Below are 12,389 nucleotides of genomic sequence, written 5' to 3'. Positions count from 1 at the left end.
GCGCAACGAAGTGGAGCGAAGCATCTCGCGTGGGATAGTAATCCAGATGATTGAACAACGATTGGGTTACTTCCCCGAGCGAGATGCTTCGCTTCACTTCGTTGCGCTCTGCATGACCGCCTGTTTTGACCGCCTGTTTGCGCGGCAAACCGCACGAAAAAGGCCGCTTCCGTGAAGAAGCGGCCCGTATCCGGCGGGGCAAAAGCTCCGGCAGCTTTACGCGGCCGTCAGATGCAGCCACTCTTTCTTTTCGAGCAAACGCTCGCGCGTCTCGCGGTAGTCGGGGTCATCGACGCAGCAGTCCACGGGGCAGACGGCGGCGCACTGCGGCTCCTCGTGGAAGCCCACGCACTCGGTGCACTTATCCGACACGATGTAGTAGTACTCGTCCGAGACGGGCGTTTGCGGAGCCGTGCCCGTGACCGTAGCGCCGTCGGCGGTGGCCACTTCCTTCAGGCTCGTGCCGTCGGCCCAGCGCCACTGCGCGCCGCCTTCGTAAATCGCGTTGTTGGGGCATTCCGGCTCGCAGGCACCACAGTTGATGCACTCGTCGGTTATCATGATGGCCATATAAAGCGGCGTCGTTAGCTGATGAGGGGGGTAGGGAACAACCTTGTTCGGCTCTTACGTAAGAAATGCCGGCCGGGCTGCGCTTGTTTCTAGGTGCAAAAGTAGCGGCCCCGGCGCGGTTGGGCGAATTTTGCGCGGTATATGATCCAACAGACGGTCATGCTGAGCGCAGGGAAGCATCTCGCTCGCGGTACTAATTCAATCGTTGAAGAGGCTTGATTACTTCCCCGAGCGAGATGCTTCGCAAGCCCAGCATGACCGCCTTTTAATCTGTATCTGTGCAATTTTCTTTCTACCTCCTTCCCTCCTTTCGATTCCCTACCCCCCATGCTGCACCCCGACCGCCTGGCCGCCTTCATCGCCCTGGGCCAACGCCTGCGTACCCTTACGCCCGCCGCAATCAGTGAGCTGGCCGCCCGCACCAGCAACCAAAATGCCTGGTTCGATGAGCCCAACGTGACCACGGCCCTGCGCGGCGTGGCCCACTTGCTCGATGCCGAAAGCCTAACCCGCTGGGCCGCCCACTATCCCGCCGAGCCTGACACGCCGCGCCGCGTGGGCGTGGTCATGGCCGGCAACATCCCGATGGTCGGCTTTCATGATTTGCTGTGCGTGCTGCTCAGCGGCCATATTCTGCTGGCCAAGCTCAGCGCCAGCGACACGTTTCTCATGCGCTGGGTGGCCAATGAGCTGCTCCAGATTGAGCCCCGCTTCAAGGAGCGCTTGAACTTCGTGGAGCGGCTGAATGACGCCGACGCGACCATCGCCACGGGCTCCGACAACACGGCCCGCTACTTCGAGTATTACTTCGGCAAGAAGCCCCACATCATCCGCCGCAACCGCACCAGCCTGGGCATCCTCAGCGGCCAGGAAAGCCCCGACGAGCTGGCCGCCCTGGGCCCCGACATTTTCCAGTACTACGGCCTGGGTTGCCGCAACGTGAGCAAGCTCTACGTGCCGGAAGGCTACGACTTTACGCCCGTGCTCGACGCCTTGCAGCCCTGGGCCCACGTGCTCACCCACTTCAAGTACCAGAACAACTACGACTACAACAAGAGCATTCTGCTCGTCAACCGGGTGCCGCACCTCGACACCGGCTTTCTGCTGCTCACGCCGAGCGCGGCGCTGGTTTCGCCCATCTCGGTGCTGCATTATGCTCATTATCAGCACGAAATAAACCTCGCCGACCAGCTCACCGACGTCGCCGCCCAGACGCAGTGCCTGGTTTCGGCCGGCGGGCGCTGGGCCGGTTCCTTCCCGTTTGGCAAAGCCCAGGAGCCGGGCGTAGCCGACTACGCCGACAGCATCGACACGATGCAGTTTCTGGCCGGGCTGGTCTAGAAAGCGGTGGGTAGATAAGCTCCTGCCGGGAAAATAGTAGAATTTTCTTCTATCTGAATCTTTGCTTGCGATAGGACTATTTTTTGTCTTTAAGTTTAGGCAATAATCCACTGCGCCGCTGATTAATATGTGCGGCAAGCGCAGCCGTTGGCTTTCCTCACTTCCCTATCCCACCCTGCTTTTTTGCACTTACCTTATGCTTATCGAACTAGCCAATGACGTCGTGGAGACGCTGCCCAAAGAGGCGCTCACCAGCCTGCGCTTCTCGCCCTACGACGTGCTGGGTGAGCCCACCGACCGCCTGCTGCGCCGCCGCCACGCCGAGCGCGCCGCCACGCTCGGCAACGCCTACCACGGCAAGCTCGACATCTACTTCCAAACCGCCGATGGCACCACCAAGCGCGTGCAAACCACCGTCTGGGCCGCCGACGCCGACCACCTCACCTTCAAGTCGGGCGTGCTGCTGCCGCTGCGCGCCGTGGTGTGGATGGACTTTTATTAGCAGTTAGTGGTCGATGATTAAGGATAGCCGGTGAGCCGCGGCGGGGCGGCCTAGTGGTGGCATCCCTACCCCCCTCCCCTGAGCCAAAGCCCCAGCGGGACACCCCAACCCAGTTGCGCAAGTAGCGCGGCTGGTTGGTTGTCCCGCTGGGGCTCTATCGTTTCCCTACCCCCCTTTCCTCGACCAATGGACTGCCCCGCTGGGGCCGATTGCCGGTCCTTACTCCCTGGTGCAATTACAGCCGCGGCAGGGTGCGGGCAATCAGCTCGTGCACGACTTGCTCCGGGTTCGCGGCAAACTCGCCCGTGGCGCGGTTCACCAGAATGGCGTTCAGACTCACAACTTCGTGGCCCAGCAGGCGGCCCAGGCCGTAGTAGCCGGCGGTTTCCATCTCGAAGTTGGTGAGCCGGAACTCGCCCTCGGCGCTCTGGTGGCGGAAGTCTTGGAGCTGGCGCATCATATCCGGCTGGCGCAAATCCAGGCGCAGGCTGCGGCCCTGGGGGCCGTAGAAGCCGGGGCAGGTGAGGGTGTTGCCAGCCAGCAGCCCGGCGCCGAGCTGCTCGCGCAGCAAATCGTCGCCCCGCACGCAGTAGGGGCGTTGCGGCAGTTGCAGGGCCTGCTGAATCCCGGTGGCTACGGCCACTTCCAGGCCGGTTTCGACCAGCGGGTAGTACTGCATCAGGCTGTCGAGGCCCACGGCGTGCTCGGTCACGAGCGCCGAGCCGATGGGAATATCGGCCTGCAAGGCGCCACTCGTGCCCAGGCGGATGATACGCAGCTTAATCTGCTCGTCATGCGGGCGCGCCTGCCGGGTCGGAAAGTCAATATTGACCAGCGCGTCCAGCTCATTGAGCACGATGTCGACGTTATCGGTGCCGATGCCCGTGCTCACCACCGTCAGGCGCCGGCCGCGGTAGTAGCCCACGTGGGTCACGAACTCGCGGCGCCGCACTTCTACTTCCACGGAGTCGAAATGCTCGCTCACCATCGCCACGCGCTCGGGGTCGCCGACGCAGATAATGGTGTCGGAAATGTGGTCGGGCAGCAGGTGCAGGTGATACACCGTGCCGTCGGGGTTGAGCATCAGCTCGGAGGAAGTTATCATTTTCTTGAATGAAGAAGTAGGAATTAGAAATGAAGAATTAATGGAATGAAGCTGCCAGGGCAATTCCTCACCGCTCATTCTGCATTCCTAATTAAGCCTTGGCGCCGGCGTAAGACGCCAGCCCCTGCGCCGGGTGGTAGTGGTTGCTGGGCTTGGGGTAGGTGCCCGTGCCGTCGTAAGGGCGCTTGTCGGGGTGGGCGGCGCAGGACGGCGAGCAGGCGCCTTGCAGCGCCGCGGCGCAGCTTGCGCAAAGCGGCAGGTGAGCGTTGCAGTGCGGGTTGGCGCAGTTCACGAGGCGCTCGGAGGGCTGCTGGCAGCCGTGGCAGCGCGAAATCACGGTCGGGTTCACCTGGTTCACGTCCACGGCCACGCGGTTGTCGAACACGTAGCACTGGCCCTCAAAGTCTTCGCCGCCGGCCTCGATGCCGTAGCTGATGATGCCCCCGTGCAGCTGATAGACGTTCTCAAACCCCTGCTCCAGCAAGTAGGCGCTGGCCTTTTCGCACTTCACGCCGCCGGTGCAGTAGGTCAGAATTTTCTTGTCTTTGAACTCGCGGAGCTGCTCGACCCGCGCCGGAAAGTCGCGGAAGTTCTCCAGGTCCAGTGTCACCGCGTTCTTGAAACGGCCCAGGTTGTATTCGTAATCCGAGCGCACGTCCACGACCACCACGTCGTCGCGGTCCTTCCATTCCTTGAACTCGGCGGGCGTAAGATGCTGGCCGGTGTGCTCATAGGGCCGCAGGTGGGATAGGGAGCTGTGCACAATTTCGGCCTTGACGCGCACGTGCAGCTTCTGGAACGTGTGGGCCGGGACCGCCTCCACCTTGAACTCCAGCGCCGCAAACCGCGGGTCAGCCTTGACGTGAGCCATATACGCTGCGCAGCTTTCGCGCGGGCCCGACACGGTGCCGTTGAGCCCTTCCGCGGCCACAATGACGCGGCCCAGCAAGCCCAGTTCTAAACACAAGCGATGCTGCTCGTCCCGCAACTGCGCGGGGTTGTCGATGGGCGTGTAGCAGTAGTAAAGCAGAACCTGGTACATTCTGAGTTAGGAGTTAGAAATTATGAGTTAGGAGTTGAAAACATAGAGCAGGAGTCTGTCGGGCCAAACTCATAACTCATAATTTCTAACTCCTAACTCCCTTCAAACTTTCACCGCCGGATTGCCAAACACGGTCTGCCCGGCCGGCACGTCGGCCACGACCACCGAGCCGGCCCCAACGCGGGCCTTGGCCCCGATGCTGACGCCGGCCACCACCACCGAGCCGGCGCCTAAAAAGGCTTGCTCGCCCACCTTCACGTCGGCCCCGACCAGGGCACCGGCGCCGAGCTGCGCGAAGTCGGCGAGCGTGGCGCGGGCCTCGACCACGGCGTTGGGGCCGAGCAGGCAGCCGTCGCCGAGCGTGGCCGTGGCGGCCACTACCGCGTTGGGGCCCACGTAGTTGCCGTGGCCCAGGCTGGCGTGGGCGCTCACGCTGGCCCGCTGATGAATGGCGTTCACGGGCACGGCCTCGTACTCGTCGCGCAGCATCTTGGTCAGGCTGCGGCGCGAGGCCGTGTCGTCGGTAGCCACGAATACCTCGCACTTTTTACCCAGCAGCTTGAGCAGCTCCGCGTCGTCGGTGTTGCCCATCACCGGCACGTCGAGCAGCTCGGAGTTCTGGCGCTTGGGGTCGTCGTCGAGCAGACAGTACACGATGAGGTCGTTGCTGAGAAAGGCATCGAGCACGGCCGTGCCCACGGCCTGCGCGCCGAGAATGATAACGGGATTTTCCATTGAGAAGAAGGCTAAGAAGGCAAAGATACGGCCTCCAGGCCGGCCTGCGGCCGCGAATGCGCCCTGGCAGCACCTTCTAAACCGGGCTCATTAGCCGGCGGGGCGGGGCCGCTGCCAAGCCCGGCGCGCCGCAGCAGCCGGGCGGCGTAGTCGTTTTGCAGCAGCAGCAGCAGCAGGTAGGGCAGCAGCCCCGAGCGGTAGCGGTGCAGGCTGCCCAGGTTGGGCGTGCTCAGGCCGATGAGAAAGGCCAGCAGCAGGCAGTGCAGGGCCAGCACCAGGCCCAGCGCGAAGGGCAGCCGCCCGGCCCGGCCGCGCCAGGCCGCCGCCGCGGCCAGCGCCAGCAGGGTCAGCAAGGCCAGATTGTCGAGGCCCGCCGCCACGTAGGGCCGGGCCGCCGACTCGCCCAGCCAAGGCCGGGTCAGGCAGTTCCACACCGCCTGCGGGGCGTGGCGCAGGGCGCTTTCACCGGTCGGGCGCAGGGCGGGGTACTCGAAGTGCGGCTTGTCGCGCGAGGTGCTCAGGTGGTGGCCGTAGATTTTGATGAGTTGCCCGGTGAACTTATTGAGCCGAAAAACCGGGCTCAGCGCGGGCCCTACCCCCGCTCCGACCGCCAGCACCGCCAGCAGCAGCCCTACCTGGCTCAGGCGGCTTTGGGCCAGCCCCAGCCGCTGCCCCAGCCGGATGAGGGCCAGCCCGGCCAGCCCGGCCAGCAGCGGCACGGCAAAAAAATAGCGCATCTTGAAGTGCAGCAACGCCAGCAGCAAAATCCCTACCCCCCCCGTCCAGCCCAAGGTCCGCCCAAACCGGCCCGGTTCAACTGTGGCCAGACCAGGCGCACCGTACAGGCCCCGCACTACCAGCGCCAGCAGCCAGGCGCCACTGCCCAGCACCAGGGTTTCCTTGGTGATGCCGCTGGCAAAGCCTACCACCGAAGGCCACAGCAGAAATGCCACCGCGCCCGCGCCGGCCGGCGTGGCCGGCAGTACGCCGGCCAGCGTGCGCACCAGCACCCAGCTGCCCGCAAACACGAAAAGGCTCAGATATACCCCGTTGAGCCAATCTAACCCGCCCGATGCTATATTAACAAATAATAGGATTTTGCTGAAGAAAAAGCTGTTAGAGGCAAATAGCAAGCTCCGGTTTGCGCCGTTATAGACAATGTCCCAGCCTCCCAGCTGATAGGAGTCGCCACGTAGCGTCTGAGCTGCCCAAACCGGAAAGTCCCACAACAACTGATTGAGGGCGTGGCCCAGCTTGCTCATCAGATAAGCATCATAGGTCAGGCGCAGGCTGGCCAGGCCACCCACCAGCAGGCGCAGCGCCAGCGCCGGCAGCAGCACCCGCCGCAGCGGGCGCGGGGCCGCCCGCCACTCGCGCCGCAGCCAGGGCAGCACCAGCGCCAGCAGGGCGGCGTTCAGGAGCAGGGCCAGCGCCAGCTTCACGGCGTGGGGGGGGGTAGGGAGCGCCCCGTCGGCAGCAGGCGCGGCTGCCGCACCAGCTGCGACCCGATAGCGCAGTGCAGGCAGCGCCGCGGCTGGCAGTAGCCCTGGTGCAGAGCCAGCAGGCCCTGCGAGTCGGCGGCGCTGCGGTGACTAAAGCCCAGCCCGGCGTAGCGGTCAGTGTATTGGTTATGCTCGGCGGGCAGCTCGGCGAGCAGGGCCACGCTGCTTTCCACGAGCGTACCCTCACCGGTGTGGCGGGCGTAGGCCACGCGCAGGGGCACCACCACGTTGGTGATGAGCAGGTGGATGCTGCTCAGGCCCAGGGCCGGCACCTTGCCGGGCCGGCCGGGCCGGTAGTGCGTGCGCCAGTAGGCCGGAGCCGGCGCCCGGAAAAAGGCGGTGAGCGCCGCCACGTCGCGGGCCGTGAGCAGGGCCTCGAAAAATGCCGGCCGCGCGAAGAGCAAACCCGCCAGCTGCCCCAGGCGCACGGGTGGAAAGTTGGCCGGCCGCAGGCGCAGGTAGTTCCACTCGTGGACGGCCAGCGCGGCGGCGCCCAGCCCGTACTTGTGGCGCAAAAACTCGTGCTCTTTTCTTAAATCGCTGATGTAATCATCTGCCGCAGTCTCCTCATTCTCAGCCAGGAAACCAGCCTGACCAAACAGCAGCGCCTCCAGCTGGCGCTGGTCGTGCCGGTGACGGCGCAGCACGGCCAGCGGCAACGCCTTGGCCAGCCGGGCCAACGGCTCGCTGTTTTTCTGGAAGCCAAATGCGGCAGCCAGCGCGTGCCAGGCAGTGGCTTCCCAATCCTGCGCCAAGTGCTCGTGCAGGGCCATAATGGCATCGGCCTTGCGCTCGACGCGCTCCAGCAGGGCCCGCTCGCTCATCATGATTTTGGTCAGGTCCGACACCTGACTTAGCAGCGGCGCGCAGGGCAAAGCCACCGCCGGCGCCTCGACCAGCGCCTCGTAGCGGGCCAGTAGCCCCGGCAGCAGGCGGGTGCCCAGGGCCAGCGCGGGCACCGGCGTACCGTTGGTGCGCCGCACCGGCACATCGTCCGTGAGCACGACGTGCAGAATCACCTGGTCGTACTTCGGGTCTACCTGATGGTGGTGCCGGGCCCAGTCCGAGGCGCGCAAATGAATTTCGACGGCGCCGTTCCACTCCACCTCCCCCAGGCGCAGGCGCGCGCCGGGGAAGTCCGGCCCGGCATCCTCGTGCCGAAAGCCGGGCTTGAGCACTGTGATTTCCTCGCCGCCCGACGTGCGCAGGTCGGTCTTGTCAAAGTACTGGTGCTGCCAGACGTAATGCAGAAAATCTTCGCTCATTTAATCGCCGATGGTGCTGATTAACCGCAATGAGGCTGATGCGGACAGCTCATTTAGGCGGAAAGCAAATGTAGGCCAGGTAGCAGTGTTAGTCCCATGAAAAAGGCCCGCTTCTTTCGAAGCGGGCCTTTTTCACGAATTACGAACCGGAAGCTGACAGCGCAAAACGGGCCGCTGATTTAATCAGCGCAAATCCACCACCTTCACGCCCTTATACTTGGCCTTGTCGAAGACAAACGTGGTGGCATCGACGGGTGGGTTGGGCTTGAAGTTCTTGATAGTGAACGTGTAGCGGTTGCCGTTCTTCTTGAACATCTTCCACGTCTTAATGGCGCGGTCTTTCTGGCGCACCGTCAGGCGCACCTTGAACACGTCGGCCGTGCGGCTTTCGGGCGACAACTCAATCACGTCGCAGGGTTCGCCGCCTTCCTTCACCTGCTCGACGTAGGCGTACTTGTAGCCTTTCTTGTACATTGAGTAAATCTGGGCCGGCGACATTTCCTGCTCCTCGGGGTCGGCGTCGGAGATGTTGACTTCATTCTCATTCTTGAGGTAGGTCCACATCGTCGTGCCGTTGTTAATCACCTCCTGCCCGCTGAGCTTGAGGCGGAATTTCTGACCGCTGACGGTGATGTCGCCGCTGATGTTCTCCTTGCCTTTCAGGCCGGGGCTTTCCAGGGTCTGGGTGAAGGTAGCATTAAAAGCACTGAGGGCCTGATACTTGGCGCTCATCTGGTCAAGAATCTTGGCCGCTTTGGGGTCCTGCTGGGCGGCGGCCGGCAGCACCGGCAGCAAAGCCACCAAAAGCAGCGACAGGGTATTTTTCATGGGGTTGAAATAAGAGCACCAGCACCGTAGCGCCAGCGGGAAGTCTGTACGAGACCAGCTTAACAAAAGACTAGCCAAAAGTAGTCGTCTGCCGGCCAAACCACGCCCGTAATTGCGCTATTCCCGCATATTATTGGAATAATTACGCTCGTAGCCGCCGCTTCTGAGCGCCAGCCTGCTCGTACCAGCACGGCCGGGCGCATTGCGGCGCTTTGGCGCGGCGAGGGGGGTAGGGCATTGAGCGACCCAATCCCTACCCCCCTCGCCGCGCCAAAGCGCCGCAACGCGCCCGGCCGCGCTGCTGCACAGGGCGTGCCACCAGCGCAATGCTACTCATTACAAGTCAGCTACTTGGGCAGCGTGCTCAGCAGCTGCTCCAGCTGATACTCATCCGGGATGAGCACCTCGCGGGCCTTGCTGCCCTCGAAGGGACCGACGATGCCGGCGTGCTGGAGCTGGTCAATGAGGCGGCCGGCGCGGTTGTAGCCCAGTTTGAGCTTGCGCTGAATCAGGCTGGTGGAGCCCTGCTGGTGCAGCACGATGCAGCGGGCCGCCTCTTCGAACATGGAATCGCGCTCCGAGGGGTCCAGCTCTTCGTTGCCCGAGCCGGCGTCGCCGTCGGCACCCGCCACTTCGGGCAGCAGGTAGGCGTCGGCGTAGCCCGGCTGCTCACCGATAAAGTCGCAGAGGCGGTCCACCTCGGGCGTGTCGATAAAGGCGCACTGCACCCGAATCAAATCCGAGCCGGCCGAGAAGAGCATGTCACCCTGACCGATAAGCTGGTCGGCCCCGCCGGTGTCGAGGATGGTGCGCGAGTCGATTTTGCTGGTAACCTTAAAGGAGATGCGGCAGGGGAAGTTGGCCTTGATGATGCCGGTGATGACGTTCACGCTGGGGCGCTGGGTGGCGACAATCAGGTGGATGCCGATGGCGCGGGCCAGTTGGGCGAGGCGCGCGATGGGCGTCTCGACTTCTTTGCCAGCCGTCATCATCAGGTCGGCCAGCTCGTCGATCACCAGCACGATGAAGGGCAGGAAGCGGTGGCCTTTCTTCGGGTTGAGGCGGCGCTCGACGAACTTGTGGTTGTACTCCTTGAGGTTGCGGCAGCCGGCTTCCTTGAGCAAATCATAGCGCCGGTCCATCTCCATGCAGAGCGAATTCAGCGTGTTCACCACCTTCTTGGTGTCGGTGATGATGGCCTCCTCGGTGTCGGGCAGCTTGGCCAGGTAGTGGCGCTCAATCTTGTTGAAGATGCTCAGCTCCACCTTCTTGGGGTCCACAAGCACGAACTTGAGTTGGGCCGGGTGGCGCTTGTAGAGCAGCGAGGCCAGAATCACGTTCAACCCCACCGACTTGCCCTGGCCGGTGGCACCGGCCATGAGCAGGTGGGGCATCTTGGCCAAGTCGGCCACGAACACCTCGTTGGTAATCGTGCGGCCGAAGGCGACCGGCAAATCCATCTCGGAGCGCGCAAACTTCTCGGAGCCCAGCACCGAGCGGATGCTGACCATCTCCTTTTTGGCGTTCGGCACCTCGATGCCGATGGTGCCCTTGCCGGGAATCGGGGCGATGATGCGGATGCCGAGCGCAGCCAGGCTCAGGGCAATATCGTCCTCCAAGCTCTTGATTTTGGAGATGCGGATGCCGGCGTCGGGCACGATTTCGTAGAGCGTGACCGTGGGCCCGATGGTGGCCTTGATGCTAGCAATGGTGATGCCGTAGTGCCCCAGCGTCTCGACAATGCGGTCCTTATTGGCTTCCAGCTCTTCCTTGGTGACCTGCGCCTTGGCTACACCGTAGTCGTTGAGCAAATCCAAACCTGGAAACTGGTAGCGCGCGAGGTCCAGGGTGGGGTCGTAATTCACGTCGGGCATGGCGTCGGCCGACTCATCCTCGTCGGCCACGGCCGCGATGGCGGCGCCAGCGCTGGGGTCGAGGTCGGCGCGGCCCGGCACCGTGATTTCCAGGTTGGTGCTTAGTGCTTGGGGCTTGGCGCTGGGCAAGTCAGCGTCGGCGAGGTCGGCCAGCGAGAGGGGGGTAGGGATGCTGGCGGCCGGCCGCGCCGCCGGGGCGGCGGCGCTGAACTCGGCTTCGGGGGCCGGCAGTTCGACGGAAAAGCTGGGGCCGGCGGCGCCAGACGCGGCAACCGTGGCCGTGGCAACCGTGGCCGAGGCCGTGGCTACGACCAGCGGCACGGCGGTGCTGGCGGCTAGCCCTACCCCCCCAGCGGCGGCCAACGGGCCGGCGGGACCAGTGCGCAGGATTTCCACCTCGCCCGCCGCCGGGCTGGCGTCAACTAGTGAGGCATCGCTCAGCTGAATGCGCAAGCCGGCCGGCGCGGGTGGCGCGCTGAAATCGGCGTCATCTTCATCGGCATCAGGCTCAGCTACGGCCGCTTGGTCTGATAATGTCGCGTCGGCGCGAGGCCGGCCGCCGGCCGCCGCGACGGTGGCCGGCGGTGCGGCAGCCGGCTCCTCCCCTACCCCCCCCTCGCCGCGCAAGCCGCCCAGGCTGAGGTTGAGGGAAGTGACGTTAAAGAAAAAGACGACAAACGAAATCAGCAGGAAGGCCAGCAGCAGCACCGTGCCCCAGCCGATGAGGGCCGTAAGCCAAGCGGCGGCCTCGTAGCCGATGCTGCCGCTCAGAAAATCCAGCCGGTGGGCCAGGGCGGGGTCGGCGCCGGGGTCTTGCAGGCTCACGACGGCGTAGCCGAGCAGCAAGCTCAGCCAGACCATGCTGAATAGGCCCAGCGCCAGCACGTAGCTCACCGAGCCGGCGGCGCGGCGAAACACGATTTTATAGCCCAGAAAAAACACGATGGGCACCAGCAGAAACGCCGCCACCCCCACGCCCCGGTAAATGAACAGCTCGGCCAGCCAGGCGCCGAGCAGCCCCAGCCGGTTGCCCGATTCGTGCCCGGCTTCTTTCACGGGCACGGAACCCAGGCTCTCGACCACGCTCTGGTCGGCGTGGCCGCTGAACAGGTAGGAGGTGAAGGCGATGGTGAGGTAGAGCGAGGCCAGCAGCAGCAGAAACCCTACGAACAGGTGCAGGCGGCGGTCGCGCAGCAGCCCCAGCAGCGCGCCCACGCCGGGCAGCGGGCGCGGCGGGCGGGCAGGGCGGGCCGGGGCCGCCGGGCGCGGGGCCGCGGGCTGGTTGGTGGCGGGCCGGGTGGCGGCCTTGGCCGCAGCCGGGCGCGGCGCGGGGCCGTTGGCACGAGCCGGGGCGGGCGCCGCCTCCGGGGGCGGCGCCGGGCGGGGCTCGTTGCGGCGGGGTGGGCCGCCCGCGGCGGGACCAGTGGGGCGGTTGGCCGAAGAGTCAGCCGGGGGGTTTTTATAGTTGTTGGCGGCCATGCGCGAAAAAGTCAGGAAAGCCAAATCTACGCACTTGGCAGCTTTTCAGGCTTTTCAGCGGCGATAGCGGCTATGGTTGAGCTTGCAGCAACCTGAGCCTTGGTTCCTATATTTGCCACCCGCCATTTGGCGGTGCTTCGTCAGCT

The 12,389-nt window shown here is 64.3% G+C and carries 10 protein-coding genes; 2 read left to right on the top strand and 8 right to left on the bottom strand.

Translation table 11 applies throughout. The annotated features are described in order from the left end of the window. Window positions 1-216 precede the first annotated feature (216 nt). Entirely contained in the window at window positions 217-570 is a 354-nt protein-coding gene (locus tag ACFE70_RS12220) for a 4Fe-4S dicluster domain-containing protein (RefSeq protein ID WP_375418031.1), read from the bottom strand. A gap of 327 nt (window positions 571-897) precedes the next feature. Here ACFE70_RS12220 and ACFE70_RS12215 point away from each other — a divergent pair, with 327 nt between their 5' ends. After that, the gene (locus ACFE70_RS12215; RefSeq protein WP_375418030.1) at window positions 898-1,911 is read left to right on the top strand and encodes an acyl-CoA reductase; all 1,014 of its coding nucleotides are present in this window, start codon (window positions 898-900) and stop codon (window positions 1,909-1,911) included. 196 nt (window positions 1,912-2,107) lie between these two features. Continuing rightward, a complete protein-coding gene (locus tag ACFE70_RS12210; RefSeq protein WP_375418029.1) occupies window positions 2,108-2,413 on the top strand; it encodes a hypothetical protein in 306 nt (101 codons plus the stop codon). A gap of 235 nt (window positions 2,414-2,648) precedes the next feature. On the opposite strand, the gene ACFE70_RS12205 is transcribed toward ACFE70_RS12210, so the two are convergent. From ACFE70_RS12205 to ACFE70_RS12175, 7 genes are all read right to left on the bottom strand, one after another. After that, entirely contained in the window at window positions 2,649-3,518 is an 870-nt protein-coding gene (locus tag ACFE70_RS12205; protein ID WP_375418028.1) for a nucleoside phosphorylase, read from the bottom strand. Window positions 3,519-3,609: 91 nt separating this feature from the next. Continuing rightward, window positions 3,610-4,560: a rhodanese-related sulfurtransferase gene (locus ACFE70_RS12200; RefSeq protein WP_375418027.1), complete on the bottom strand. Its 951-nt coding sequence runs from the start codon at window positions 4,558-4,560 to the stop codon at window positions 3,610-3,612. Between the two features lie 102 nt (window positions 4,561-4,662). Beyond that, window positions 4,663-5,295, bottom strand: a complete 633-nt coding sequence (locus tag ACFE70_RS12195; RefSeq protein ID WP_375418026.1) for a NeuD/PglB/VioB family sugar acetyltransferase — start codon at window positions 5,293-5,295, stop codon at window positions 4,663-4,665. A gap of 11 nt (window positions 5,296-5,306) precedes the next feature. Beyond that, window positions 5,307-6,737 carry a hypothetical protein gene (locus ACFE70_RS12190; RefSeq protein ID WP_375418025.1) on the bottom strand — a complete coding sequence of 477 codons (1,431 nt, stop codon included), beginning with the start codon at window positions 6,735-6,737 and terminating at the stop codon, window positions 5,307-5,309. Beyond that, window positions 6,734-8,062, bottom strand: a complete 1,329-nt coding sequence (locus tag ACFE70_RS12185) for a DUF2851 family protein (RefSeq protein WP_375418024.1) — start codon at window positions 8,060-8,062, stop codon at window positions 6,734-6,736. Before ACFE70_RS12185 ends, ACFE70_RS12190 begins: the two co-directional genes overlap by 4 nt. 183 nt (window positions 8,063-8,245) lie before the next feature. Beyond that, a complete protein-coding gene (locus tag ACFE70_RS12180) occupies window positions 8,246-8,890 on the bottom strand; it encodes an outer membrane lipoprotein carrier protein LolA (protein ID WP_375418023.1) in 645 nt (214 codons plus the stop codon). Between the two features lie 347 nt (window positions 8,891-9,237). Continuing rightward, window positions 9,238-12,243 carry a DNA translocase FtsK 4TM domain-containing protein gene (locus ACFE70_RS12175; RefSeq protein WP_375418022.1) on the bottom strand — a complete coding sequence of 1,002 codons (3,006 nt, stop codon included), beginning with the start codon at window positions 12,241-12,243 and terminating at the stop codon, window positions 9,238-9,240. Window positions 12,244-12,389 lie beyond the last annotated feature (146 nt).

It is taken from the genome of uncultured Hymenobacter sp. (genome assembly GCF_964243305.1).
GTDB lineage: Bacteria > Bacteroidota > Bacteroidia > Cytophagales > Hymenobacteraceae > Hymenobacter.
The sequence above is the reverse complement of the archived record's forward strand: the minus strand, read 5'-3'. Positions and strand labels throughout refer to the sequence as shown.